Annotated in this window: 24 protein-coding genes and 1 tRNA gene; 17 read left to right on the top strand and 8 right to left on the bottom strand. The window is 39.3% G+C overall.

From position 1 onward, the window contains the following. Positions 1-4 precede the first annotated feature (4 nt). Together LY11_RS24555 and LY11_RS24550 are read right to left on the bottom strand one after the other, a co-directional pair. Positions 5-77: transfer RNA gene (locus LY11_RS24555), tRNA-Gly, on the bottom strand. A gap of 137 nt (positions 78-214) precedes the next feature. Continuing rightward, positions 215-700 (bottom strand): regulatory protein RecX, encoded by a 486-nt coding sequence (locus LY11_RS24550; protein ID WP_111636240.1) that lies wholly within the window; start codon positions 698-700, stop codon positions 215-217. 136 nt (positions 701-836) lie between these two features. Here LY11_RS24550 and LY11_RS24545 point away from each other — a divergent pair, with 136 nt between their 5' ends. Next, positions 837-3,296: a bifunctional UDP-N-acetylmuramoyl-tripeptide:D-alanyl-D-alanine ligase/alanine racemase gene (locus LY11_RS24545; RefSeq protein ID WP_111636239.1), complete on the top strand. Its 2,460-nt coding sequence runs from the start codon at positions 837-839 to the stop codon at positions 3,294-3,296. Positions 3,297-3,305: 9 nt separating this feature from the next. Further along, positions 3,306-3,896 (top strand): DUF502 domain-containing protein, encoded by a 591-nt coding sequence (locus LY11_RS24540; protein WP_111636238.1) that lies wholly within the window; start codon positions 3,306-3,308, stop codon positions 3,894-3,896. A gap of 18 nt (positions 3,897-3,914) precedes the next feature. Here the strand turns inward: LY11_RS24540 and LY11_RS24535 are convergent, their stop codons facing one another. Together LY11_RS24535 and LY11_RS24530 are read right to left on the bottom strand one after the other, a co-directional pair. Beyond that, on the bottom strand, positions 3,915-4,622 hold the full coding sequence (locus tag LY11_RS24535; RefSeq protein ID WP_041884462.1) for an LOG family protein: 708 nt from the start codon (positions 4,620-4,622) through the stop codon (positions 3,915-3,917). 19 nt (positions 4,623-4,641) lie between these two features. Then, positions 4,642-6,120: a sodium:solute symporter gene (locus LY11_RS24530; RefSeq protein ID WP_111636237.1), complete on the bottom strand. Its 1,479-nt coding sequence runs from the start codon at positions 6,118-6,120 to the stop codon at positions 4,642-4,644. Positions 6,121-6,183: 63 nt separating this feature from the next. Between LY11_RS24530 and recR the strand changes: the two genes are divergently transcribed. From recR to trpA, 10 genes are all read left to right on the top strand, one after another. Further along, on the top strand, positions 6,184-6,801 hold the full coding sequence (recR, locus tag LY11_RS24525; RefSeq protein ID WP_111636236.1) for a recombination mediator RecR: 618 nt from the start codon (positions 6,184-6,186) through the stop codon (positions 6,799-6,801). A gap of 6 nt (positions 6,802-6,807) precedes the next feature. Further along, positions 6,808-7,623, top strand: coding sequence for an SDR family oxidoreductase (locus LY11_RS24520; RefSeq protein WP_111636235.1), 816 nt, complete (start codon positions 6,808-6,810; stop codon positions 7,621-7,623). Between the two features lie 3 nt (positions 7,624-7,626). Further along, entirely contained in the window at positions 7,627-8,469 is an 843-nt protein-coding gene (locus tag LY11_RS24515; protein WP_245952882.1) for an alpha/beta hydrolase, read from the top strand. Between the two features lie 80 nt (positions 8,470-8,549). Continuing rightward, a complete protein-coding gene (locus LY11_RS24510; protein WP_111636234.1) occupies positions 8,550-9,074 on the top strand; it encodes an OmpA family protein in 525 nt (174 codons plus the stop codon). A 117-nt stretch (positions 9,075-9,191) separates the two neighbouring features. Then, a complete protein-coding gene (locus LY11_RS24505; RefSeq protein WP_245952881.1) occupies positions 9,192-9,764 on the top strand; it encodes a YeeE/YedE family protein in 573 nt (190 codons plus the stop codon). A 2-nt stretch (positions 9,765-9,766) separates the two neighbouring features. Beyond that, positions 9,767-10,180, top strand: coding sequence for a DUF6691 family protein (locus tag LY11_RS24500; protein ID WP_211321651.1), 414 nt, complete (start codon positions 9,767-9,769; stop codon positions 10,178-10,180). A gap of 311 nt (positions 10,181-10,491) precedes the next feature. Then, positions 10,492-11,478, top strand: a complete 987-nt coding sequence (gene trpD / locus LY11_RS24495) for an anthranilate phosphoribosyltransferase (protein WP_111636232.1) — start codon at positions 10,492-10,494, stop codon at positions 11,476-11,478. Then, on the top strand, positions 11,475-12,101 hold the full coding sequence (locus LY11_RS24490) for a phosphoribosylanthranilate isomerase (protein ID WP_111636231.1): 627 nt from the start codon (positions 11,475-11,477) through the stop codon (positions 12,099-12,101). The genes trpD and LY11_RS24490 overlap by 4 nt, the downstream gene beginning before the upstream one ends. A 41-nt stretch (positions 12,102-12,142) precedes the next feature. Beyond that, positions 12,143-13,324, top strand: coding sequence for a tryptophan synthase subunit beta (gene trpB, locus LY11_RS24485; RefSeq protein ID WP_111636230.1), 1,182 nt, complete (start codon positions 12,143-12,145; stop codon positions 13,322-13,324). Between the two features lie 34 nt (positions 13,325-13,358). Continuing rightward, positions 13,359-14,129, top strand: coding sequence for a tryptophan synthase subunit alpha (gene trpA, locus LY11_RS24480; RefSeq protein ID WP_111636229.1), 771 nt, complete (start codon positions 13,359-13,361; stop codon positions 14,127-14,129). A gap of 52 nt (positions 14,130-14,181) precedes the next feature. Here trpA and LY11_RS24475 read toward each other — a convergent pair whose 3' ends face one another. Beyond that, the gene (locus LY11_RS24475) at positions 14,182-14,802 is read right to left on the bottom strand and encodes an L-threonylcarbamoyladenylate synthase (RefSeq protein ID WP_068395532.1); all 621 of its coding nucleotides are present in this window, start codon (positions 14,800-14,802) and stop codon (positions 14,182-14,184) included. Positions 14,803-14,880: 78 nt separating this feature from the next. On the opposite strand from LY11_RS24475, the gene LY11_RS24470 reads away from it, so the two are divergent. Then, positions 14,881-16,539 carry an FMN-binding glutamate synthase family protein gene (locus LY11_RS24470; protein WP_111636228.1) on the top strand — a complete coding sequence of 553 codons (1,659 nt, stop codon included), beginning with the start codon at positions 14,881-14,883 and terminating at the stop codon, positions 16,537-16,539. Positions 16,540-16,609: 70 nt separating this feature from the next. Here the strand turns inward: LY11_RS24470 and LY11_RS24465 are convergent, their stop codons facing one another. The 3 genes from LY11_RS24465 to sucC all read right to left on the bottom strand — a co-directional run bounded on the left by LY11_RS24465 (position 16,610) and on the right by sucC (position 22,044). Then, positions 16,610-18,655 (bottom strand): M13 family metallopeptidase, encoded by a 2,046-nt coding sequence (locus tag LY11_RS24465; RefSeq protein ID WP_111636227.1) that lies wholly within the window; start codon positions 18,653-18,655, stop codon positions 16,610-16,612. Between the two features lie 99 nt (positions 18,656-18,754). Further along, positions 18,755-20,203 carry an asparagine--tRNA ligase gene (gene asnS, locus LY11_RS24460; protein WP_111636226.1) on the bottom strand — a complete coding sequence of 483 codons (1,449 nt, stop codon included), beginning with the start codon at positions 20,201-20,203 and terminating at the stop codon, positions 18,755-18,757. Positions 20,204-20,853: 650 nt separating this feature from the next. Continuing rightward, on the bottom strand, positions 20,854-22,044 hold the full coding sequence (gene sucC, locus LY11_RS24455; protein ID WP_111636225.1) for an ADP-forming succinate--CoA ligase subunit beta: 1,191 nt from the start codon (positions 22,042-22,044) through the stop codon (positions 20,854-20,856). Positions 22,045-22,272: 228 nt separating this feature from the next. On the opposite strand from sucC, the gene LY11_RS24450 reads away from it, so the two are divergent. The 4 genes from LY11_RS24450 to LY11_RS24435 are packed head-to-tail and all read left to right on the top strand — an operon-like array spanning position 22,273 to position 25,675. Beyond that, positions 22,273-22,923: an ABC transporter ATP-binding protein gene (locus LY11_RS24450; RefSeq protein ID WP_111636224.1), complete on the top strand. Its 651-nt coding sequence runs from the start codon at positions 22,273-22,275 to the stop codon at positions 22,921-22,923. A 3-nt stretch (positions 22,924-22,926) separates the two neighbouring features. Beyond that, positions 22,927-23,418, top strand: coding sequence for an ATP-grasp domain-containing protein (locus tag LY11_RS24445; protein ID WP_111636223.1), 492 nt, complete (start codon positions 22,927-22,929; stop codon positions 23,416-23,418). Further along, positions 23,418-24,005, top strand: a complete 588-nt coding sequence (locus LY11_RS24440) for an HAD family hydrolase (RefSeq protein ID WP_111636222.1) — start codon at positions 23,418-23,420, stop codon at positions 24,003-24,005. Before LY11_RS24445 ends, LY11_RS24440 begins: the two co-directional genes overlap by 1 nt. Before the next feature lie 47 nt (positions 24,006-24,052). Then, a complete protein-coding gene (locus LY11_RS24435; RefSeq protein WP_111636221.1) occupies positions 24,053-25,675 on the top strand; it encodes a S41 family peptidase in 1,623 nt (540 codons plus the stop codon). Positions 25,676-25,824 lie beyond the last annotated feature (149 nt).

The following is a 25,824-nucleotide window of genomic DNA, read 5'->3' as shown; positions in this document are numbered from 1 at the left end:
TTAGAGCGAAAGACGAGATTCGAACTCGCGACCCCGACCTTGGCAAGGTCGTGCTCTACCAACTGAGCTACTTTCGCATTGGTTTTATCAACATCATCCGATGTTTCCGTCACATTGGCAAGGCTTAAAACTGTATACCTTGTTTCCGTTTGGGATTGCAAATATAAGGACTTTTATATTACTGTCAAGTTATTTTTAATAAAAAAAACAGGTATTAGCTTAAGTTATTGTCCTTCAGTACTTCAGAAATCAAATTATTTTCAAAGCCCTTCCCCATAAGGTAAGTAATCAGCTTGTATTTCCTTTTATAGGCATCTTTCTCTATTAATACTGCTGATTTTTTTTCAGCAGCAGCGAGAATAGTTTTTAAATAATCATCATAATCAATAGCATTTAATGCTTTTAAAATCATTTTTTCCGGAATCTTTTTCAATTTAAGCCCTTGTTTGATCTTAATCTTACCCCATTTCTTGATATTGAACTTGCCGGACACATACGCCATTGCAAACCTTTCCTCATTCAGAAAATTATTCAGGATAAGTTCTGTGATCACTTCTTCGACCTCATCATGCCTCAATCCCCAATCATAAAGCTTATTTCTGACTTCCTGTTGTGCACGCTCCTGATAGGCGCAGTAACTTTCTGCTTTAACTAAAGCAGTCCTTTTATCCAGTGCGGGTTTTGAATATTCTTTTTCCAATACGAATTACAGTTTTAAATAGCTGATACTGCAAATATCCGCATTATTATTACAGCCTGTCTACAAATAAGCGATAAACCAGGCCAAACAGATTCTTAGAAAAGTTTAACTTTATCCCATTCTAGTATTCGGATCAATGAGTGAAATAAACTATACCATTCAGCAGTTGGCTGAACTTTTAAATATAAAATCCTTCGAATTAAATCATCCCGCTTTAATTAATAGCCTGCTTATAGACAGCCGTGTGGTGATCAGCCCGGAAACCTCTTTGTTCTTTGCCCTTTCAGCAGCCAGAGACGGACATGAATTTATTGCGGAAGCCTATGCCAACGGCATTAAAAACTTTGTCGTTAGCAAAACCGGGTATCAAGAGAAATTTCCTGACGCTAATTTTCTTTTAGTGGCCGACGTGCAGGCAGCCCTGCAAATTATCGCGGCAAATCATCGCAGCGCATTTGAGCTTGAAGTAATCGCAATTACAGGTAGCAACGGAAAAACTATCGTTAAAGAATGGTTATATCAATTGCTGTCAGCAGACTTCCATATTGTCAGGAGCCCAAAAAGCTTTAACTCGCAGTTGGGCGTACCACTTTCTGTCTGGCAAATTCAAAAAGAACATACGCTTGGAATCTTTGAAGCAGGTATTTCTAAAAATGGAGAAATGCAGCAGCTTGCTGAAATTATACAGCCAACAATTGGTATCCTGACGAATATAGGGGAGGCCCATGCCGAAGGATTTAACTCTTCAGAGGAAAAACTAAAAGAGAAACTAAAACTCTTTAAAGACGTTAAACTTTTTATTTACAGCCCTGATTATACCGGAAATATAGCTGCAGATGAACTGCCAGGTGAGAAAAAATTCTCCTGGAGTACAAAAACTGAAGCAGACTTGTCCATCTTGTTTGTGGAACCCATCAATGGCAAAAGCTATATCAAGGCACTTTATAAAGAAGAAGAAATCGAATGTTTGCTTCCTTTTGGGGACCGGGCATCGGTAGAAAACGGAATTATCTGCTGGGCTGCTTTATTAGCTCTCGGATATACTCCAGAGCAGGCTGATATTCGTTTAGAGCGTCTGACGGCGGTAAATATGCGTCTGGAATTAAAAAATGGGATCAATCAATGTTCCATCATTGATGATTCTTATAGCGCTGACATTTCTTCATTGGCTATAGCCCTTGATTTTCTGAATCAACAAAATCAGCATCCATTAAAAACGCTGATTCTATCAGACTTACCAGAAACCGGAAAAACAGATCCGGAACTCTACACTGAAATTGCAGCCTTACTTAAACAAAAACAAGTAAACAGGCTGATCGGTATTGGGCCACATATCAGTAAATCCGCCTCACTTTTTGACTTATCAACTTCTTTCTATGAAAGTACCGAAGAATTCATCCGGAAATTTGCTGAAATAACTTTTAACAGTGAAACAATCCTGGTTAAAGGAGCAAGGAAATTTGAATTTGAACGGATCAGCAAACTCCTGACACAAAAAGTTCATGGAACAGTGATGGAGATTGATTTAAACGCATTAGCCAGCAACCTTAAATTCTATAAAGCAAAATTAGCACCCGGCGTGAAAGTGATGGCGATGGTAAAAGCCTTCTCTTACGGCAGCGGAAGCTTCGAAATTGCCAACTTACTGCAATATCATAAAGTAGATTACCTTGCTGTAGCCTATACCGATGAAGGAATTGCATTAAGAAAGGCAGGAATTACCTTACCTATCATGGTGATGAGCCCTGAGCCATTTGCTTTTGAGGCGATCTTGAAATATAAACTGGAACCTGAACTTTATAACCTTGATATTCTGAAAGCATTTATCGCTTTTTTACCGGATACGCAAACCGCTTATCCAGTGCATATTAAAATCGATACCGGGATGCACAGACTAGGATTTGAGGAACCAGACCTGCCCGGATTATTGCCGCTGCTAAACCAGACCAAAAAGCTCAAAGTAGTTTCTGCATTTTCTCATCTTGCAGCAAGTGAGGACCCGCAGCACGATGAATTTACAGGTTATCAGCTGAAAACCTATCTGCACCTTAGCGGAGCACTGCACAAAGGATTGGGTTATGATTTTATACAGCATATTTCCAATACCTCGGCGATCACCAGGCATCCGGAAGCACAATTGGACATGGTCAGAATAGGTATAGGTTTATATGGCTTTGATAGTGGGCTGGAAGATAAAAGCGGACTCCGTACTGTGGCGGTTTTAAAAACCACGATCACTCAAATTAAAACAGTGGGGCCGAAGGATACTATCGGTTATGGCCGCTGGGGAGTTTTGCCTGAAGGGGGGACTACAGCAACTGTTAAAATAGGTTATGCAGATGGCTACCGCAGATCGTTTGGCAATGGGGTAGGGAAGATGCTCGTGAACGGTAAATTTGCTCCTGTAATCGGTACTATCGCCATGGACATGTGTATGCTCGATGTAACCGGACTTGACGCTAAAACCGGCGATGAAGTCATTATTTTCAATAATGAGCTAACGGTTGACGATTTAGCGAAGCAAATTGATACTATTCCCTATGAGATTTTAACAAATATCTCTCAAAGGGTAAAACGCATCTATTTTTATGAGTAGTTTTGTGTTATGAATAGGATTGGGAAGGCGCTGTTAAATTACCTGATTAAAGGGTTATTGATTGTATTGCCTATAGCTTTAAGTATTTACATTGTGATATGGGCAGTGACTACAGTAGATAGCTGGCTGAATGTCAATAATATCCTGGGAGTTGACCCAAGAACAGGAGAAAGCAGGAATATTCCTGGCTTAGGGCTTGCGCTGGTTATTGCGCTGATCCTGACTGCAGGGATATTTGTAACCAATTTTGTAACCGAACCAATGTATAACTGGTTCAACCGCTGGATGAACAGGTTACCCGGACTGAATTTTATTTATTCTTCCATTAAAGATCTTACTGAAGCATTTGTTGGGGATGAAAAGAAATTTAATCATCCTGTTCTGGTAGAAATGACCGCAGATATTAAGAGAATTGGTTTTATGACACAGAGTGATCTGTCTTCAATTGGCTTACCCGGAGATTGTGTTGTTTATTTTCCTTTCTCTTACTCCTTTGCCGGACAAGTTTGTGTCGTATCTAAAGATAAGATCAAAGAATTGAAAATGAATGCTGCCGATGCGATGAAATTAGTTGTATCAGGAGGGGTTAGTCATATCTAACCCCTGCTAAATATCAGCCTAGAAATTAGGTTTCAGAACGTATTTGTCATAGAATCTGAAGATATGTTCTGTTGCTTCCTCAGCAGTATCCGCTAATCTGAACAGGTTTAAATCTTCTGCATGGATATTATGCTCTTTCTCTAACATCGTGTTTTTGATCCAGTCGATTAATCCACCCCAATAATCCTTACCTAACAATACAATAGGGAAACGGGCAATTTTACCGGTTTGGATTAACGTAATCGCTTCAAACAACTCATCCATTGTTCCCATTCCACCAGGTAATACGATAAATCCCTGTGAGTATTTCATGAACATTACTTTTCTTACAAAGAAGTAATCGAATTGCAGTAATTTGTTGTGGTCAACATATTTATTGTGGAACTGCTCAAAAGGCAGGTCAATATTCAATCCTACAGATTTTCCGCCATTGGTATGGGCACCTTTATTACCGGCTTCCATGATACCAGGGCCACCACCTGTAATTACACCATAACCGCGATCTGTCAGTAACTTACCGCAATCCACTGCCATTTGGTAGTATTTATTCGTTTCAGCAGTTCTTGCAGAACCAAAAATTGATACACAGGGGCCGATTTTAGCCAGCTTCTCAAAGCCATCTACAAATTCAGCCATTATTTTAAAGATCTGCCACGAATCAGTTACTTTGATCTCCTGCCAGTTTTTGTTTTCAAACGCGCTTCTTATTTTCTCTTCACTCGTCATTATTATGCTTATTTATATTTTAAAATTTAGTTTGGTCAGCCGTATTTCTTCCGGTAACCCAAAGTAGTAAAAATGTAATCAAACCGTTTAGCACAATCAGCTCAAAGCTCATTGCATAGCCAAACCATTTTATACTGTGTGTATTGATCACAAAACACAACACAGGGGATGCAATACACAGATAAGGTACTAATTTATCTGCAACTGCTTTCTTTGTCAGCATCCCGAAAGCAAATAAACCTAACAGCGGGCCATAAGTATAACCTGCTGCGGTAAATATCGAATTGACCACAGAATCATCATTAATCGCTTTAAACACCAGGATAACAGCAACCATAACGACCGAAAACCCGATATGTACCCAGTGTCGCTGCGTCACCAGTTTAGGGTCGTTCTGATCTTCTTTTTTATCAAAATGCAGGAAGTCCATGCAAAAGGAAGTCGTAAGGGCAGTCAGTGCAGAATCCGTAGTCGCAAAAGTCGCAGCCGTTAAACCCAGCATGAAAATAATCCCTGGAATGATATTTAAATGATTTAAAGCAATTTCAGGATAAAGATGATCCGGCGTTTTTAAGTCAGCAACAGCTATGCCATTTTTTGCCGCATACAGGTATAACAATGCGCCCACACTCAGAAAAAAGATATTCATTACTACAAATACCCCTGTAAAAGTGAACATGTTTTTTTGTGCTTCTCCAATACTTTTCATGCTCAGGTTCTTTTGCATCAAATCCTGATCCAGCCCTACCATTGCTACAGTAACAAAAATACCTCCTAAAAACTGTTTCAGGAAGTGAGACTTGCTGCCCAGGAAATCTTCCCAGAAGAATATTTTGGAGTAACTGCTATTTTTTACCGCTTCAAAAGTTCCCGCTATATCCAGATGCAGTGATTTTGCAATAAATATAATAGAGAGAACAACTGATAACAATAGAAACACCGTTTGCAAAGTATCTGTGATGATAATAGTTTTAAGGCCGCCTTTATGCGTGTAAACCCAGATTAATACTAAACATAGTACGATAGTTAACCAGAATGGGATATTCCAGGCATCAAAAATGAATTTTTGTAATACGATGGCCACCAAATATAACCTGAATGAAGATCCTATAGTTCTGGAAATCAGGAAAATAACTGCTCCGGTTTTATAACTGTAAGCACCTAATCTTTTTTCCAGGTACGTATAAATGGAGATCAGGTTCATCCGGTAATAAAGGGGCAAAAGGACGGTGGCTACAATGATAAAGCCTACGGCGTTCCCCAGTACAAACTGGAAATATCCGAATTCACCTTTGCCAACTGCGCCGGGCACAGAGATAAAAGTTACCCCGGAAAGGGCAGTTCCAATCATTCCAAAAGCTACCAGGTACCATTTTGAATTGCGGTTCGCAATAAAAAAGGAGGCATTGTCAGATGAGTTCCTGGAGGTGAAATAGGCTACTCCTATTAAAAGGGCAAAATATCCTAACAGAAAGGATAAAAGTATGGCGGGAGTCATATATAATTATACTTTAGGAGCTAAATGTAAGAAAATCATCTTCTAAAAATATAAATTTGTAAGATGAATTTTTCTTCCAAGCTACTCGAAGACGCTGTTAACGAATTTTCTAAACTACCTGGTGTAGGACAAAAGACCGCATTGCGCTTGGTACTGCACTTATTGAACAAGGAACAAGAGGAAGTAGATACTTTCGGAAACTCCATCATCAGGTTGAGAAAAGATATTAAGCACTGTAGCATCTGTCATAATATATCAGACCTGCCAATTTGCGGGATTTGCGCTTCCCCTAAACGGGAAAAAGAAATAATTTGTGTGGTAGAAGACACGCGTGATGTCATGGCTGTAGAAAATACCTCTCAATATTTTGGCGTTTACCACGTATTAGGCGGTTTAATTTCTCCAATGGATGGAATCGGGCCATCCGACCTGTTTATTGACTCTCTGGTTCAGCGTGTTGCGACAACACCCGTTAAAGAAGTTATTTTAGCCTTAAGCGCAACCATGGAAGGAGATACAACGCTCTTTTATCTTTACAAAAGACTCAAAGACTTTCAAATACCAATTACCACTATTGCCCGGGGAATCGCTTTTGGCGGTGAACTGGAGTATGCAGATGAAATCACTTTAGGCCGCTCAATTGTTACCAGGGTGCCCTATGTCAATTCAATAACCAAATAAATCACGATGGATTTTAAGAATAAAGTAGTCATTATTACCGGTGCTTCATCAGGTATAGGAAAATCATGTGCGGAAGAATTTGCTAAACGCGGTGCAAACCTGGTATTGGCAGCCAGACAATTTGTGACTTTATGCGAGGTTACTGCCGATCTGGAAAAAAGATATGGAATTAAAGCGCTGGCCGTACAAGCCGATGTCAGCAAAGAAACAGACTGTAAAGAACTGATCAATCAAGCCCTGTTAACCTTTAATCAGGTCGATATTCTAGTGAACAACGCAGGTTTATCCATGCGTGCGCTCTTTAATGAACTGGATTTATCAGTCCTTAAAAACCTGATGGATGTCAATTTCTGGGGTACAGTTTACTGCACTAAATACGCATTACCTGAAATCCTGAAGACTAAAGGGAGTATAATTGGCGTTTCTTCTATTGCAGGCTATCGTGGTTTACCCGGCAGAACAGGTTATTCAGCATCCAAATTCGCGATGAATGGATTTATGGAAGCACTGAGAACAGAGATTCTGCATACCGGGGTACATGTGATGGTCGCTTGTCCGGGTTTTACCACTTCGAATATCCGGGTGGCAGCACTGGCAAAAGATGGTACCTCACATGGAGAAACCAGTATGGAAGAAGGCAAAATGATGTCCTCAGCAGAAGTTGCAGTGAATATAGTGAATGGAATTGCTGCGCGTAAACGTACACTGATCATGACCGGGCAAGGTAAATTAACCGTATGGCTCAATAAACTGTTTCCGGCACTGGCCGATAAACTGGTGTTTAATCACTTTACAAAAGAGAAGAATGCCTTAATTAAATAAGGAATGACCCACGTAAAAAAGCTACTGATGTTATTTGCCTTTCTGGGACAGTTCTTCGCTTTAACGGCTAAAGTAAAAGTAGAGAAGAATATTAATTACACTGCAGTAAATGATAAGTTCAGACAACTCGATGTCTTTTATCAGAAAGATATAACAAAGGCTAAAGATGTCGTAGTTTTTATCCATGGGGGTTCATGGAGCAGTGGGAAAAAAGATATATACTGGTGGCTGGGAAGAAACCTGGCCCGTAAAGGGGTCGTGACAGTAAATATCAATTACGGACTGTCGCCGGCTTACAAGTTTGAGCGCATGGCTGAAGATTGTGCACAAGCCGTGAAATGGGTAAAAGAACATGTGAATGAATACGGAGGGAACCCGGAAAGGATCTTTCTGATGGGGCATTCTGCCGGAGGACACCTTGCAGAGCTGATTAATGTGGATCCGGTTTACTTTAAACAGGCCGGTATAACCAATCCTGTGAAAGGAGTAATTTTGAATGATGCCTTTGGTCTGGATATGAAAGAATACATCACCAATGCGGAAAAAGATAACAGTTACTATGATTTTCTGCGAACCTTTTCTAAAGACCCTGTAGTATGGGAAAAAGGTTCTCCTTTGCACTATGTTGAAAATAGTAAAAATGCGCATCTGATCTTTTACGGTGCGAAAACTTATCCCGCAATACAAATCCAGTCCGAAAGACTGAATAAATTGCTTGTAAATGCTCACGTATCTTCTGAATTACACGTGATCCCTAAAAAGAAGCACGTAGGGATGATTTCGCAAATGGTATTTGGCAGCAATCAGCTTTATGGCTTCATACTGGATTTTTTAAAACGCAATTAATAATTTACTACCTATCTATTGAAATTTATTTATGTTTACAATTCACAAATTTTAACCTTTAATAAGAAACAAACACAAAAATGAGATTTCAAAAAACACACTTACTATTAGCCAGTATCGGATTATTCGCATTTTCTCTTCAAGCTTGTAAAACGAAGAAAATTGTTGCGAAGCCGAATCCGCCAGTAGCAGTTGAAAAACCAGTAGAAAAGCCAGTTGAAAAAGCACCTGTAGAAGAAAAAGCAGAAACTCCTGTACCAGAGAAACCGGATTTCAATTTCTCTAATGTTCAGTTTGAATTTAACTCTGACGTATTGAAAACTGCTTCTTTCCAGATTTTGGATAATGCAGCTAAAGAAATGAAAAAAGATCCTTCAGTTAAATTTGTTCTGAACGGAAACTCTTCAGCTGAAGGTACGCCTGAGCACAATATGTCATTATCAGTAGACAGAGCAAACTCAGTAAAATCTTATTTAGTGAATGCAGGTGTCAGTGGTAATAACTTATCAGTAAAAGGATTTGGTGCAACCAAACCAATTGACAATAACACCACTGAAGCTGGTAAAGAATTAAACCGTAGAGTAGAAATTAAAGTAGCGCAATAACCATCGCTTTAACTATTTCATAGCTGGCTGAAGGTTCTTGTTTAACAAGAGCCTTCAGCCATTTTTTTTATAATGCCGAATAAATAACGGAACTTACCAACTCGATAACCCAGAGACATGAGTATCCTTGAATTTATAAAGCAACCGTGGCCATGGTACGTTGCCGGCCCGCTGATCGGAATGACCGTACCTGTATTGTTGCTGCTCGGTAACAAAGCATTTGGCATCAGTTCTTCTTTACGTCATATCTGTGCAGCCTGTATTCCGGCTAAAATCCCTTTCTTCCAATACGACTGGAAAAAAGAAGCCTGGAACCTGTTTTTTGTCGCCGGTATATTTTTAGGTGGTTTTATTGCAGCATCCTTACTCTGGAATCCTTCAAATATCCTGTTGAACCCTAAATTGATAACTGAATTATCAGGCTATGGTATCACAGATTATCATTCCATGGTTCCTGCGCAACTCTTCAACTGGTCATCACTTTTCACATTGCGCGGGCTTATCATGATGGTTGGTGGTGGTTTTTTGGTTGGTTTTGGCACACGCTATGCCGGCGGATGTACAAGCGGACACGCTATTATGGGCATTTCAACCTTACAATGGCCTTCTCTGGTCGCTACCTGCTGCTTTATGGCCGGTGGTTTTATCATGGCTAACTATATCCTTCCATATATTCTTTTACTCGGCTAATGATGAAGAACAATCTAAAATATCTGATAGTAGGGATTGCATTTGGTGTTGTTTTCGTCAAGGCCGAAGTGATCAGCTGGTTCCGTATCCAGGAAATGTTCCGCTTGCAATCTTTCCATATGTTTGGCGTAATTGGCAGTGCAATCGCAGTGGGGATGCTCTCTGTCTGGCTCATTAAAAAGTTTAATATCAAAACGATTCATGGGGAAACGATTACCTTTACACCGAAAACTTTCAACAAAGGCCAGATTTACGGAGGGCTCATTTTCGGATTTGGCTGGGCGATTACAGGTGCTTGTCCGGGGCCTTTATTTGCACAAATAGGCACAGGCGCAACCGTTATCAGTATTACCCTGATCAGTGCGATCGGGGGGACCTGGGTGTACGGAAGATTCAAAGACCATTTACCACATTAAACAGCAGTATAACCCTCCGGACTTTCCGTTAATTGACCCGGAGTTGTGTTTGCTCCTATAAATTATAGTTTTTGTTACTAAGCGAATGTAATTGTAAATAAGTAATTTGTCTTCTCAAAAAAATATTTCAACAAATAGTTGTTCTTTTCCAAAAACAATTCCATATTTGTTTTACAATGATACAAACAAACGGACTTAACATTTGGTGGTGGCACAACGCGATAGCGTAGTGTAACCCTATTTTGTACGTTTTATTTTATATACAATATTTTGAGGGTTGCTTTTTAAGCAGCCCTTTTTTTTGACCCCCCATGAAGAAAATACTCAACCACTTATTCGAAAACAAGTCTTTTAGCAGGGAAGAAGCCCAGCGGATTTTGATAGCAATTGCCTCAGGGGAATTTAATACTTCGCAGATTGCAGCGTTTATTACGGCCTTCGGGATGCGTAATATAACTGTCGCAGAGCTGCAGGGATTCCGGGATGCAATGCTTGATCTTTGTGTAAAAGTAGATCTTTCAAATTACGAACTTGTCGATCTTTGTGGTACCGGCGGTGATGGAAAAGACACTTTTAATATTTCAACGCTGGCTTCTTTTGTAGTAGCAGGAGCAGGGTATAAAGTAGCCAAACACGGTAATTACGGAGTATCCTCAGGCTGCGGTTCTTCAAATGTAATGGAATACCTGGGTTATACTTTCACAGCAGATCAGGATGAATTGAAAAGAAGCCTGGACCGGGCAGGAATTTGTTTTATTCACGCTCCATTATTCAACCCTGCAATGAAAATTGTAGCCCCTATTCGCAAGGACTTAGGTGTTAAAACCTTTTTCAATATGCTGGGGCCAATGGTTAATCCGGCGCAGCCGAAAAACCAGATTGTAGGGGTATTCAGTCTTGAACTTGCCCGCTTATATGCTTATTTGTATCAGGATACCGATAAAAACTATACTATTATACATGCGGTGGATGGCTTTGATGAAGTGTCGCTCACTTGTGATTTTAAAACATTCAGTAAAAACGGAGAAGCTTTAGTTAAAGTGAGTGATCTTGGTTTTGAGGAATTTGATGTACATGAAATCGTTGGCGGTGACACGATCAAATCATCAGCTCATATCTTTACCAGTGTATTACAAGGCACAGGTACTGATCCGCAAAATAATGTAGTGTTATGTAATGCGGCAATTGCAATTCAGACCATCAAGCCAGAACAATCTTTTGCAGATTGTTTTTATGAAGCAGAATCTTCACTGGTTGGTGGAATGGCCCTGAAAAGTTTCCAAAACTTAATCGGATGAAATACAAACTGAAAATCTGCGGAATGAAAATACCAGCTAATGTAGCAGAGGTAGTTGCTTTACAGCCCGGCTATATTGGCTTTATCTTTTATCCCGGTTCTAAAAGATTTATTGGTGACCTTGATCCTTCGCTGATTAAAAATATACCTGCAACTATAAAAGCTACAGGTGTATTTGTGAACGAGGAATTGGAAACTGTGAAAAGTGCGATCGTAACTTATCGCCTGAAAGCTGTTCAGTTACACGGTCAGGAAAGTGCAGCTTATTGCGAAGTGCTGAAGGGACATGCAGAAGTAATCAAAGCTTTCGGAATTGATGAAAACTTTGATTTTGATACTTTGGATGAATACCAGGCGGCTGTAGACTACTTCCTTTTTGATACACAAACTCCGGATCATGGGGGCTCAGGCAAAACTTTTAGCTGGCAACTCCTGGGAAATTATAAAAAAGAGAAACCCTATTTCCTGAGCGGTGGAATAGGAATTGATCAGCTTGCTGAACTGGAAATGATCAAAGACGAAAGGTTATATGCAGTAGATGTCAACAGCAAATTTGAACTTTCACCAGGATTAAAGGATACCGTGTTGTTAAGTACCTTTAAACAGGCGCTTGATAAAATTTAAAATTACAGAGTTGTTATTGCAACTTATAAAAAGATAAGACTATGAATTATTTTGTAAATGAAAAAGGTTATTACGGAGATTTTGGAGGAGCTTATATTCCCGAAATGCTTTATCCGAATGTAGAAGAACTGAGACAAAATTACCTCAAAATTATTGGGGATGCAGAATTTCAGAAAGAGTTTCATGCACTGCTGAAAGATTACGTAGGCAGGCCTTCTCCGCTTTACCTTGCAAAACGGCTATCAGAAAAATACAATGCGAATATCTTTCTTAAAAGAGAAGATCTGAACCATACCGGGGCGCATAAAATAAACAATACCATTGGCCAGATCTTACTGGCTGAGAAATTAGGTAAAAAGCGGATTATCGCTGAAACTGGTGCCGGGCAGCATGGCGTGGCTACAGCAACAGTATGTGCATTGCGTGGTCTGGAATGCGTTGTTTATATGGGAGAGATTGATATTCAGCGTCAGGCTCCCAATGTAGCCAGGATGAAAATGCTGGGTGCTAAAGTAGTTTCCGCAGTATCAGGAAGTAAAACGCTGAAAGATGCCACCAATGAAGCTATGCGTGACTGGATCAACAATCCTGTAGATACACATTATATTATAGGATCTGTAGTGGGCCCGCATCCTTACCCGGATATGGTCTCTATCTTTCAGTCTATCATTTCTGAAGAAACTAAAAAGCAATTGATAGAACAGACCGGAAATGACCAGCCTGATTATGTACTGGCTTGTGTAGGCGGTGGAAGTAATGCAATGGGTATGTTCTATCATTTTATCAATGATGAAAATGTAAGGTTGATTGCCATTGAAGCAGGAGGTAAAGGAGTAGATACGGGATTCTCGGCAGCAACTACCTTTTTGGGTAAAGAAGGTGTATTGCATGGTAGCAGAAGTATCCTGATGCAAACCGCAGATGGACAGGTGGTAGAACCACACTCCGTTTCTGCGGGATTGGACTATCCTGGAATAGGTCCGCAACATGCACATCTTTTCAAAACTACCAGGGCAGAATATGTTTCGATCACAGATGACGAAGCATTGGATGCGGGGTTGCTTTGCACCCAGCTGGAAGGAATTATTCCTGCTATTGAAAGTGCACATGCGCTGGCCCATTTAGAGAAAATGAAATTTAAAGGTGGACAGAATGTCGTGGTTTGTTTGTCCGGCAGGGGAGATAAAGACATGGATACCTACATGAAGCATTTCGGTTTTTAATAGTCCTTTATATATATTATAGCATACAAATCAAATGAACAGGATTAATAAAATATTCAAAGAGAAAAAGAACAACATACTATCTATATACTATACAGCAGGTTATCCGGGTTTAGGTGATACGGTTGCTATTGCAGCTGCACTGGAAAAAGCAGGAGCCGATATGCTGGAAATAGGATTTCCATATTCAGATCCGGTAGCAGACGGCCCGGTGATTCAAGCCAGCAGTAAGCTATCATTAGACCAGGGAATGGATTTAAACCTATTGTTTGAACAGTTGAAAGAACTGCGCAAAACAGTCACTATTCCGGTGCTGCTGATGGGTTATGTGAACCCGGTATTACAATATGGTGTAGAGCGTTTTTGTAAAGCCTGCGCTGAGGTAGGGGTGGACGGTTGTATCGTGCCTGATTTGCCGATGGTAGAATATGAAGAATTCTACAAAGATGTTTTCCTGCAATATGGACTGAGTAACATATTTTTAGTTACGCCACAAACTTCAGTAGAGCGTATCCATAAAATTGATTCCTTAAGCAATGGATTTATCTATTTACTATCTTCTTCAGCAACAACAGGACAGAATTTGCAAGTGTCAGATACTACAGAAGCTTATTTTTCAAGGATTGCAGACCTGAAACTGAATAACCCAACAATGATTGGATTTGGAATCAGCAGTAAAGAAACCTTTGATAAAGCCTGTAAATATGCAAACGGGGGGATTATCGGTACTGCCTTTGTGAAGTCGATTGCAGCAGGTAACCTGGAGGAGAATATTGAAGCGTTTATGACGAAATTTACATCATAAACGCTTTTTAAACAAGTAATGACAATCTATAAAGCGAATACTGGTGAACGGATTATAAATAGTTTTCCAGTATTCCTTTTCCCTGACGGATAATTTCAAAGTCGCCCTGTGTGCAATCTACTACTGTAGAAGCTTCGTTATCGCCATAGCCGCCATCAATTACCGCATCAACCAATGCTTCATATTTCTCATAGATCAGCTCAGGATCTGTAGAATATTCTACCAGTTCATCATCATCCTTAATGGACGTTGACAAAATCGGGTTGCCTAACATTTCAACAATTGCTCTTGCAATGCTGTTATCCGGTACCCTGATCCCCACAGTTTTCTTATTGGAGCTCAGTAATTTCGGAACGTTGTTGTTCGCATTAAAGATGAAAGTAAAAGGGCCGGGAAGGGCTTTCTTTAACAATCTGAAAACAGTAGTGTCAATTGGTTTGACAAAATCAGAGATATGTCTGAGGTCAGAACAGATAAAAGAAAAGTTCGCTTTTTCGGGTTTTATGCCCCTGATCTGACAAATTCGCTCAATCGCCTTCTGGTTGGTGATGTCGCACCCTAATCCATACACGGTATCAGTGGGATATATGATAATACCGCCCTTTTTGAGGACTTCAACCACTTGTTCAATCGCTTTCGGATTCGGATTTTCCGGGTATATTTTGATTAACATATGTAAATTTACAGATAATTTGGTTGAGTCGTTGATAAATGTTCGTACTATTGCCCCTGATTTAGTAATTACAACAATATGAGAAAAGCATTTATTGCGATTGCCGCATTTTTAGTCACGGCAACTTTGATGATTAGCCTGGCTTGGCCACCGTTTTATTGGGCCTTTATTTTTATAGGTCCCATTATTTTATTGGGCATTTATGACCTTTACCAGCCAAAACATAGTATTGTTCGAAACTACCCGGTTTTAGGCCGCTTAAGGTATCTTGCTGAAGATCTGCGCCCTAAAGTATACCAGTATTTCGTAGAAAGTGACACGAATGGGAAACCTTTCAGCAGATTAAACCGTTCGTTGATTTATCAGCGTGCGAAAAAAGAAAATGATACTATTCCATTTGGTACACAGCTTGACGTTTATGAAAACGGATATGAATGGTTAAGCCATAGTATTGCAGCGATCAGTCACCATGAGCTGAATGAAGATCCAAGAGTATTGGTCGGTGGCCCTGATTGTGCACAGCCTTATTCTGCGAGTATATTAAATATTTCTGCCATGAGTTTTGGTTCCCTGAGCCAGAATGCTATCCTTTCTTTAAACGGAGGTGCTTTTATGGGCAATTTTGCGCATAACACCGGCGAAGGAGGGATCAGTGATTACCATGCCGCTCCAAAAGGTGATTTAATCTGGCAGATCGGAACCGGATATTTCGGTTGCCGTAACGATGATGGCTCATTTAACTATGATGCTTTTGGTGTGCGTTCAAAAACTGAGCAGGTTAAAATGATTGAGATTAAACTTTCACAAGGTGCTAAACCGGGTCATGGTGGTATCCTTCCCGCAAAAAAGGTAACGCCTGAAATTGCAAGGATCAGGTTGGTGAAAGAAGGGTTTGACGTAATTTCCCCACCAGCACACTCGGCGTTTTCAACGCCTTTAGAGTTGCTTGCTTTTGTGAAAAAACTGAGAGAATTATCAGGTGGAAAACCAATTGGGTTTAAACTGTGTATTGGCCGTAAAAGTGAATTCTTTGCGATTTGCAAGGCGATGGTAGAAACAGGCACTTATGTAGATTTTATTACCGTTGACGGTGGTGAAGGTGGTACAGGTGCTTCGCCACAGGAGTTTTCAAACGCAGTAGGTATGCCTTTAAGAGAAGGGGTTGCTTTTGTATATGATGTACTTTCAGGTTTCGATTTAAAGAAACACATTAAGATTATTGCTTCAGGTAAAGTCTCTTCAGGATTTGATTTAGTGAAAAATATCGCATTAGGAGCAGATTTATGTAATTCTGCCAGGGCGATGATGTTTGCTTTAGGGTGTATCCAGGCTTTGGAATGTAACAGTAATACTTGCCCGACAGGGGTTGCTACACAAGATCCAAGTTTGATGAAAGGATTAGTGGTAGAAGATAAAAAGGTACGTGTATTTAACTATCACCGTTTAACGGTAGCGAGCGCGGTTGAGCTTTTAGGTGCTGCAGGTTTACGCCATACTTATCAATTGAGCAGGGCTTATATCAACAGGAGGATTGCGCCGAACGTGATGCAGTCTTATATGGAGACTTTCCCTTATATTCCGGAAGGAAGCTTGTTAAATACCCCTTATCCATTAAGATTTGAACTGGGCATGGCTTTGAGTACTTCTTCCAGCTTTGCACCTACAGATTACAGGGTAACTGCAATTGATTATGCACATGCGAACTCATTTACAGATACGCAGCAATCAAACAACTAATTTAATCATAACTAAAAAAGGGGATGTGCCTTTACAGATACATCCCCTTTTTACTATCAAAATATATGGTTTACCAAACACCTACACGGTTAGCAGGCGCAACATACATCTTTGCAGTTGCCGGTATATTAAAAGCCTTGTAGAAAGCTTCCAGGCTGTAAACAGCGCCGTTAACTCTGAACATTTCAGGAGAGTGCGGATCAGTTTTTAAACGAACACGCATAGACTCGTCTCTGCTCTTAATACGCCAAACCTGTGCAAAGCTCAAAAAGAAACGCTGATCAGGAGTGAAACCATCAATCTTTTTATCGCTTTTGCCATACGGCGTTAACTTGAATGCCTGGTAAGCGATCGCTAAACCACCAATATCTGCCAGGTTTTCGCCTAAAGTCAGCTCCCCGTTTACATGCTGGTTATCAAGTAGCGTAAAACCATTGTACAAGTCTACGACCTTTTTGGCCTTCTCTTTGAATTTGGTCGCATCTGCTGCTGTCCACCAGTCTTTAAGGTTACCATCTTTATCATATTGTTTACCCTGATCATCAAAACCATGTGTCATTTCGTGGCCAATAACAGCACCGATAGCACCATAGTTGATCGCGTCATCCGCATTCACATCAAAGAAAGGGAACTGAAGAATTCCAGCAGGGAAAACAATCTCATTAATAGATGGATTGTAATAAGCGTTTACTGTTGGTGGTGTCATTCCCCATTCTGTTTTGTCTACAGGTTTGCCCATTTTTTCTATCATTTCTTTGTAAGCATGTTTATCAGCCGACTGAAGGTTTGCGAAATAGGTGTTTTTAGAGATCTCTACGTCATCATATTTTTTCCATTTATCAGGATAACCGATCTTTTTAATGAACGCATTTAATTTCTCCAGTGCTTTTTGTTTCGTAGCCGGAGTCATCCAGTCCAGTTTCTCAATTCTTGATTTGTAAACTTTTTGAAGGTTATCTACCAGCTCCAGCATTCTTTTCTTCGATTCTGGCGTAAAATGTTCCTTTACATACAATTGTCCAAGCAATTCACCAATATTTCCGTCTGTGCTGCTTACAATAGCTTTCCAGCGTTCTTTTGGTTCTTTTAGTCCTTGTATAGTTTTACCGAAGAAATCAAATCTGGCGGTACGGAAATCTTTGCTCAGCGCGCTTGTTGCATTGTTGATCGCATCAAACTTTAATTTTTCTTTCCAGACTGCAATTGGCTCTGATTTTAATAAATTATTCAGCGCCTGGTAGTATTTTGGCTGACCTACGATGATCGTGTCAGTTTTAAGCTCTAATTTACCGAGTACAGATTTCCAGTCGATGTCCGGAGTCAGTTTCTGAAAATCGGCCAGGTAATACTTGTTGTAGTTTTTCGGAATATCACGTAATTCAACAGGAGTAGAGTGTGAATTTGCAAGACTGGTTTCCAACTTAAGAATATGGTCAGCAGATTTTGCTGCATCTTCTTTTTTTGAACCCGTTAGTACAAAAAGCTGTGTGATGTAATTCAGAAAACCTGCTCTGATTTTTTTGGTTTCAGCATCGTTATTGAAGTAATAACTGCGTTCTGGTAAGGTGATGCCAGACTGACCGAAGTTAACTGCATTTTTATTGCTTATTTTATCATCAGGCCCTACATGGAAGTCTAATAAATCTCCGTTGCCATTTTTATAACCATCGGCAATGAAATTGATCACTTCCTTATAATCTTTCAATCCATCAATCTGGGTAAGTAATGGCTTCAATGGCGTGTAACCTAATTTCTCAATAGTCACAGTGTCCATTCCGCTTGCGTAGAAATCACCTACCTTCTGTTCCAGACTACCTTTGCTGTGTTCTGTTTTAGCAGCCTCAGTAAGGATCTGTTCGAGATTTTTTATATTATCATTATATAACGTATAAAAAGAACCCCAGCCAGTTTCTGTCTTTGGGATCTCTGTGTTTTTCATCCATTTACCATTGGCATACTGGAAGAAATTATCTCCCGGTGTAACTGTGGTATCCATACCAGATTTATCAAAGAATTCTGTCCTGGCTTCTTTATTTGCGCTACTGCCTTTGTCTTTGTTCTGACAAGCAGCCAGCAGTGCCAATCCTGCTAATGGTAAAATTATTTTTGCTTTCATATTTGAAATTTATGCCTAAAACTAAGAAATAGCCATGATAATGCGCAAAAAAAAAAGGATGTCGTTTCTGACATCCTTTTTTTAAATAATTTATAGCATTTAAAACTCTGCATTTTTCGGGAAACGAGGGAAAGCAATCACGTCTCTGATATTCGTCATACCGGTAACGAACAAAACTAAACGTTCAAAACCTAATCCAAAACCAGCATGAGGAGCAGAACCGAATCTTCTGGTGTCTAAATACCACCACAACTCTTCCTGAGGAATATTCATTTCGTCCATACGTTGTGTCAGTTTATCCATTCTTTCTTCGCGCTGTGCACCACCGATCATTTCGCCAATACCAGGGAATAAAACATCCATAGCGGCAACTGTTCTTCTGCCTTCAGCATCCGGCTCATTCTGACGCATATAGAAAGCTTTAATATCTGCCGGGTAATCGGTTAAGATTACAGGTTTTTTAAAGTGTTTCTCTACTAAAAAGCGTTCATGCTCAGATTGTAAATCAGCACCCCACTCATTGATCAGGTATTTAAACTGTTTCTTCTGATTTGGCTTAGAAGAACGCAGAATAGCAATCGCTTCCGTATACGTTAAACGTACAAAGTCATTGTTTACACAGAAATTCAGCTTTTCGATCAATGATAATTCACTGCGTTCTTGCTGAGGTTTAGTTTTTTCGTCTTCTAATAAACGGTTATTTAAGAATTCAATCTCTTCTTTACAGTTATCAAGCGCATAAGTGATGATATATTTCATCATATCTTCTGCAAGCTGCATGTTATCTTCCAGATCAGCAAAAGCAATTTCTGGTTCAACCATCCAGAATTCTGCAAGGTGACGTGTTGTATTTGAGTTTTCTGCCCTGAAAGTAGGGCCGAAGGTATAGATCTGACCAAAAGCCATCGCTGCTAATTCACCTTCCAGCTGACCAGATACCGTTAAGTTCGTAGCGCGGCCAAAGAAATCTTCTGAAAAATCTACTTTTCCATCCTCAGTTCTTGGTGTTTTATCAAAATCAAGCGTAGTTACCTTAAACATTTCTCCCGCGCCTTCAGCATCAGAAGCCGTGATTACAGGAGTGTGCATATAAACGAACCCTCTTTCATTATAGAATTGGTGTATCGCAAATGCCAGCGCATGACGCACTTTAAAAACGGCATTAAAAGTATTGGTACGGAAACGCAGATGCGCAATTTCTCTTAAAAATTCAAGACTATGTTTTTTTGGCTGCAAAGGGAATTTTTCTGCATCACTATCACCAAGGATTTCAATAGAAGCTGCTTTTACATCAACACGCTGACCTTTACCCAAAGATTCTACCAATTGTCCAGTTACAGCGATTGCTGCGCCTGTGGTGATCCTTTTCAATAATTCCTCCGCTGTATTTTCAAAATCAACAACTATCTGGATATTTCCCATGCAGGAACCATCATTGATGGCAATAAACTGGTTGTTACGGAACGTTCTTACCCAACCCATTACGGTCACTTCTCTGTTAAAATCAGTCGTTTCTAACAGGCTTTTTATTTTTTCTCTTTTAATCATGATTTTCTTGTGGAGCGCTCAAAAATAATGATTTCCATTTAGAAATAACAGGGTTCAGCCTGAAGATTTGAGTTTTTAGTGGGGGGGGATGAAATTGCAGGTTATCTGATCAGGGCTTAAAATAAGTTAAGCGCATTAATTTTTGTGATATTTGGCTATTTTAGATCAAAAAAATGCTTTAAAATTTTATTTATCATCATATTTTGTAGTTTTTAGCTATTTTTTATCATAAAATAACGGTTATATCTAATTTTATTATGATTTTATGGTTTAATTAATGTGTTTATTTTATGTTTTTTATAATTTAGTATAAATTATAACTAATTTATGTATGTTTTTATATCTATTAATCAGTTAATTATGATTTAATTGTTAATTATTGTGATTATAAACGTTTAAATATTTTGTTTTACCGTAAAAGTCCCTATATTTGTATTGCTCGTTTAAATTATATTTGGTTAAAAACCTCTGGCGTAATTGCTGGAGGTTTTTTTGTTTCAGACAATTGGTAGAGCAGGCCTGACCGGAAGACGGCCTCTTTAAAACAGCAGGCAAAAAAAAATGCCAACTGTTTTTACACAATTGGCATTTCTTATATAGTAAGCATCTGTTTGAGAACAGAGCCGAAGAACTTCTTCTTTCTGTATAGACTAAGCTAAAACCTGGGTAACTAAGGCAGCAGCATCTTTCAATGCAATTGCAGAGAAAACTTTCAAGCCAGACTCATCAATTAGTTTTTTCGCTTCTACAGCATTTGTACCTTGTAAACGACAGATAATTGGAACAGGAATATCTCCGATTTCTTTATAAGCGTCAATTACACCCTGAGCAACACGGTCACAACGAACGATACCACCAAAGATGTTGATTAAGATAGCTTTAACATTAGGATCTTTTAAGATGATGTTAAAACCAGCTTTTACAGTTTGTGCGTTAGCTGTTCCACCTACGTCAAGGAAGTTAGCCGGCTCACCACCTGCAATTTTGATAATATCCATAGTTGCCATAGCTAAACCAGCACCGTTAACCATGCAACCAACGTTTCCGTCTAATTTTACATAGTTTAAGTTTGATTCACTTGCTTCAACGTCAGTTGGATCTTCTTCCAGTTTATCACGCATTGCTGCATAATCAGGATGACGGAACAAAGCATTCTCGTCTAAATCTACTTTCGCATCAACAGCAATAATTTTATCGTCTGATGTTTTCAAAACAGGGTTGATTTCAAACATTGCAGAATCAGTGTTGTCATAAGCTTTGTAAAGCGCAGTAACAAATTTCACCATTTCTTTAAAAGCAGCACCGCTTAATCCAAGGTTGAAAGCAATTTTACGTGCCTGGAATCCCTGAAGACCAACTTTAGGATCGATCTCTTCTTTGAAGATTAAGTGAGGAGTGTGTTCTGCAACTTCTTCAATATCCATACCACCTTCGGTAGAATACATGATGATGTTTCTTCCGCTTGCACGGTTTAATAAAACACTCACATAGAATTCTTTTGTTTCAGAAGCTCCTGGATAGTAAACATCCTGAGCAACAAGAATTTTATGTACTTTTTTACCTTCTGCACTAGTTTGAGGTGTGATCAATTGCATACCTAAAATATCGGTAGCTCTTTGTTTAACCTCGTCAAGGTTTTTAGCTAACTTAACACCACCACCTTTTCCTCTTCCACCAGCATGTACTTGTGCTTTAATTACTACCCAGTCAGAGTTGTAGTCTGCTTTCATTTTTTTAGCAGCTTCTACAGCCTGCTCAACAGTTTCGGCAACTATGCCTTCTTGTAAGGCAACACCAAAACTTTTAAGTATTTCTTTACCTTGATATTCGTGTATATTCATTTGCTGAAAAAATTTGATCCAAATCTACAATTTCATATTGGTTTTAAAAACTTAGAGTCAGTTTAAATTTATAAAATAACCTTGTTTATTGCTTATTTTTCAGTGAAAGCAGGCAAATGTTGAAACCTTAACATTTTCTATACACTCTCAGCCATGGTTTTACCGGGATATAAAAACCTCAGATCTTCTGCTAATTGAATTTAATCTCAAATTTTGTAAGTTTGTTGCATGCTAAAAGCCACGGGTATCAGAAAAGCTTATGGAAGTCTGCCTATTCTAAAAGGAGTAGATTTTGAAGTTGCCAAAGGAGAAATTGTCAGTATCATCGGGGCTTCAGGTGCAGGTAAAAGTACTTTACTGCATATTTTAGGTACGCTGGATAAACCGGACGAAGGAACTGTTGAATTAAACGGAACCAAACTGGCACAGCTTTCTGACGAATCTATGAGTGTTTTCAGAAATCAGAATATCGGTTTTGTATTCCAGTTTCACCATTTACTGCCGGAATTCAGTGCGCTTGAAAATATTTGTATCCCTGCCTTTATCGCTAAAAAGAGCAAAAGAGAAGCTGAAACCCGTGCTTTGGAACTTTTAGCACTGCTGGGTTTAAAAGATCGTGCGTCCCATAAGCCAAACCAACTTTCCGGTGGGGAGCAGCAGCGTATTGCTGTTGCCAGGGCTTTAATTAATAATCCTGCCATTATATTGGCCGATGAGCCATCGGGAAACCTTGATTCAGCAAATGCTGAGTCTTTACATCAGTTTTTTATCACGCTGCGTGATAACTTCCAACAGACATTCGTAATTGTTACCCATAATAAAGACCTTGCCTCAATTAGCGACAGGGTTGTCACCATGAAAGATGGTTTAATTGTATAAAATTTGAAAACACTCATTACCGGGGGCAAATCTGCCCAGGCACAAAAAATATTAAAGGCATTTACCGGCGACCAAATCTTATTAGGGGATTATGGCGACATGCCTTCTTTTGTATCCGCTCAATACCAGTTTGTAAGTTTAGGCGAACGTAATGACGATACGATAGCGCATACCCTGTTGAACGCCTGTTTAGATCAGCAGGCAGACCGCCTATTGCCACTTTACAGTTTTGAACTGGAGGCTGTGATGAGGTCGGCTGTTTTATTTGAAGAGTTCAATATCCACGTTTTATTACCTGATTTGCTTCATTTCCCGCTTTATTTGTCTGAAAGGATTACGGATAAAAATAATTGGGCTGTATTTGATAAAGGAGAATTGCTTTATGCAGCTGTTCCGGCAGATCAACTGGCTGTACTGGGAAAAGAAAAAACATTAAACGGTGTTTTCTATATGAATGAAGCGCCGCAGGAACAAGCATTATTTACAATTGCGTAATGAAATACCAAGCTCATATTAATCCAAGGCAAGCTTTTGTTTTTGGTCTGGATGATGTTTTATATCCTGTAAAGGATTATCAATTGCAGGTATATTATCTTTTTGCACAGTTTATAGAGTACGGCGAGCAAATAGATGCACAGGAAATTGTGCAGTTTATGAATGATACCTACCTGAAAGACGGTGCAGCAGATATATTTAATAAAACAGCTGTGAAGTTTAATCTGCCCCAGAAATACATCATTAACTTTGATTTACTGCAACAGAATGCAAAGCTTCCTTTAAAGTTATTGCTTTTTGCACCCGTTCTTGATTTTCTGAAAGAGATTCATGCAGCCGGAAAACCTATCTTTTTATTGGTAGATGGTGACCCGGTACAGCAGTTAAATAAAATCAGGCAAATGGAATGGAACGGTTTAGAGCAGTCTCTGATTGTTTACTTTAGTGCAGAAACCGGAACTTTTGAACAGACTTTGGACATGATTATTTTGAAGCATGATTTAAAGAAGAAAGAAGTTTTAGTGATTGGTAAAAGTCTGTGTGTCAGTGAAGATAAAATTGAATTTTTAGCTGTAGATCAACTTTGATAATTATTCTTTATTTACCTTAACTGCATATTTCATATCACCTATTTATGAGGATAAATTTATCAAACAATCGTTTAGCGATTTTAACGCTGTTTCTTTTAATCGTGATTTCAAGTTCATGTAAAAAGAGTCCTAAGCCAGATATTACAGATAACCCTTCAACCGGACCAGCCACGGGTACTCGTACCCAATTAACGCTGGATTCTTTGTTTTTATATGCTAAACAGATTTACTATTGGAGTGATGCGCTTCCTGCTTACGAAGCTTTTAATCCAAGACAGTTTTCCAGTAAATCGAAGCCGATTGATAATTATGATGACGAATTATTTGCGATCAGTAATCTGAAAATCAACCCTGCTACGGGTAAACCTTATGAGTACAATGGTTATGGCTACCCTAAGTATTCAAGGATTGATGACCTGACCCAGGCGAATCCAAATGCCACCTCTGCCATAAAAACTGCAAATGTGGATGTAGATAATAATGGTTATGATGTAGGGATCAGACCTATTTTCTATACTTTCAGAAATTCAGATAAATATGAATTATTTGTTACTGCTGTTTATCCGGGTTCTCCGGCCGAAACTGCAGGGGTGAAAAGGGGCTGGTTAATTACAAAGGTAAATGGCAAGACTGTAGGTGCTAGTTATACGAATGAGAATGAAACTGTATTTAATTCATTTTCGGCAGCTTCGGTCACTATCGAAGGTTATAATTCAATTGATAAAGTTCCTTTTAGTTTAACATTGAGCAGAGCTTCTTATAAAAGCAATCCAGTATATACTTCTAAAGTTATTGCCAGGTCAGGTAAAAAAATAGGCTATTTAGCTTATGCAAGATTCGCACGGTTGTCTAGCAGTACCGGAGCGAGTGATGCAAGTCTGGACCCGGTATTTGCAGATTTTAGTGCGCAGGGAGTAACAGATCTGATTGTTGATTTAAGGTACAACGGAGGGGGCTATGTAAATACGGCTTCCTATCTGACCAACCTGATTGCGCCATCAGGTACTTCTGGTAAAACCATGTTTACTGAAATTTATAATCCATTGATGCAGGCTGGTAACGCGACTATCCTGGCGAATCAGCCGCTTCTTGATGGAGACGGAAAGATTTTACGCCAAAATGGAAAAATACTGACTGCAGCGGATGACAATTATTCTGTAGCTGCCAACACCGTTACCTTCAGTAAAAAAGGAAGTTTGAGCGGAATCAATAATATTGTATTTATTGTGACCCGCAATACGGCTTCTGCAAGTGAGATTGTGATTAACAGTCTTAAGCCTTATATGAATGTGAAACTGGTAGGGGATACAACCTATGGTAAGCCTGTTGGGTTTTTTCCTATCGTTCTGGAAAACAGGTACCAGGTTTATATGCCAATATTTGAAACCAGAAATTCAAGAAATGAAGGCGGATATTATACTGGTATGGTACCTGACGTATTGGATGAATATGATGATCCTGAATATGTTTTTGGTGATGTAAGAGAGAATTACCTGGCTAAAGCACTGAATGTATTAGCGCCTGCAGTTACCGCTACACAAGGCGTTGCCAATACCGAAACCAGAAGAGCAAACTCCGTAGATTTCAAAAGTCAGCAGATGAAAAAGGTTAATCCAAACAGTGAATTTGTGGGAATGATTGAAACCAGGCACTCCCTGAAAAAATAAGCAGCAGCTTTATAAATATAAACTGGTTTAATTACCAGTCATGGCCGGAAGAAATTCCGGCCTTTTTTATGCCTTAAAAACTCATTTTGTCATTTTGCGCCTGCTGCGGGACACTTTGGTTGAACCAGGTTGATGGAAGCTTTTTAATC

It is taken from the genome of Pedobacter cryoconitis (assembly GCF_003259615.1).
GTDB lineage: Bacteria > Bacteroidota > Bacteroidia > Sphingobacteriales > Sphingobacteriaceae > Pedobacter > Pedobacter cryoconitis.
Note: the sequence above shows the minus strand (reverse complement) of the source record. Positions and strands in the feature narration are given on the sequence as shown.

What these genes read in the sequence shown, in the direction of transcription:
- LY11_RS24520 (WP_111636235.1), top strand. Translation starts at nt 6,808, where the DNA reads ATGGATTTTAAGAATAAAGTAGTCATTATTACCGGTGCTTCATCAGGT.
- LY11_RS24535 (WP_041884462.1), bottom strand. Translation starts at nt 4,622, where the DNA reads ATGACGAGTGAAGAGAAAATAAGAAGCGCGTTTGAAAACAAAAACTGG.
- trpD (WP_111636232.1), top strand. Translation starts at nt 10,492, where the DNA reads ATGAAGAAAATACTCAACCACTTATTCGAAAACAAGTCTTTTAGCAGG.
- LY11_RS24435 (WP_111636221.1), top strand. Translation starts at nt 24,053, where the DNA reads ATGAGGATAAATTTATCAAACAATCGTTTAGCGATTTTAACGCTGTTT.
- LY11_RS24440 (WP_111636222.1), top strand. Translation starts at nt 23,418, where the DNA reads ATGAAATACCAAGCTCATATTAATCCAAGGCAAGCTTTTGTTTTTGGT.
- LY11_RS24475 (WP_068395532.1), bottom strand. Translation starts at nt 14,802, where the DNA reads ATGTTAATCAAAATATACCCGGAAAATCCGAATCCGAAAGCGATTGAA.
- trpA (WP_111636229.1), top strand. Translation starts at nt 13,359, where the DNA reads ATGAACAGGATTAATAAAATATTCAAAGAGAAAAAGAACAACATACTA.
- sucC (WP_111636225.1), bottom strand. Translation starts at nt 22,044, where the DNA reads ATGAATATACACGAATATCAAGGTAAAGAAATACTTAAAAGTTTTGGT.
- LY11_RS24510 (WP_111636234.1), top strand. Translation starts at nt 8,550, where the DNA reads ATGAGATTTCAAAAAACACACTTACTATTAGCCAGTATCGGATTATTC.
- LY11_RS24530 (WP_111636237.1), bottom strand. Translation starts at nt 6,120, where the DNA reads ATGACTCCCGCCATACTTTTATCCTTTCTGTTAGGATATTTTGCCCTT.
- LY11_RS24515 (WP_245952882.1), top strand. Translation starts at nt 7,627, where the DNA reads ATGACCCACGTAAAAAAGCTACTGATGTTATTTGCCTTTCTGGGACAG.
- LY11_RS24505 (WP_245952881.1), top strand. Translation starts at nt 9,192, where the DNA reads ATGAGTATCCTTGAATTTATAAAGCAACCGTGGCCATGGTACGTTGCC.
- trpB (WP_111636230.1), top strand. Translation starts at nt 12,143, where the DNA reads ATGAATTATTTTGTAAATGAAAAAGGTTATTACGGAGATTTTGGAGGA.
- LY11_RS24450 (WP_111636224.1), top strand. Translation starts at nt 22,273, where the DNA reads ATGCTAAAAGCCACGGGTATCAGAAAAGCTTATGGAAGTCTGCCTATT.
- asnS (WP_111636226.1), bottom strand. Translation starts at nt 20,203, where the DNA reads ATGATTAAAAGAGAAAAAATAAAAAGCCTGTTAGAAACGACTGATTTT.
- LY11_RS24545 (WP_111636239.1), top strand. Translation starts at nt 837, where the DNA reads ATGAGTGAAATAAACTATACCATTCAGCAGTTGGCTGAACTTTTAAAT.
- LY11_RS24490 (WP_111636231.1), top strand. Translation starts at nt 11,475, where the DNA reads ATGAAATACAAACTGAAAATCTGCGGAATGAAAATACCAGCTAATGTA.
- recR (WP_111636236.1), top strand. Translation starts at nt 6,184, where the DNA reads ATGAATTTTTCTTCCAAGCTACTCGAAGACGCTGTTAACGAATTTTCT.
- LY11_RS24540 (WP_111636238.1), top strand. Translation starts at nt 3,306, where the DNA reads ATGAATAGGATTGGGAAGGCGCTGTTAAATTACCTGATTAAAGGGTTA.
- LY11_RS24500 (WP_211321651.1), top strand. Translation starts at nt 9,767, where the DNA reads ATGAAGAACAATCTAAAATATCTGATAGTAGGGATTGCATTTGGTGTT.
- LY11_RS24470 (WP_111636228.1), top strand. Translation starts at nt 14,881, where the DNA reads ATGAGAAAAGCATTTATTGCGATTGCCGCATTTTTAGTCACGGCAACT.
- LY11_RS24465 (WP_111636227.1), bottom strand. Translation starts at nt 18,655, where the DNA reads ATGAAAGCAAAAATAATTTTACCATTAGCAGGATTGGCACTGCTGGCT.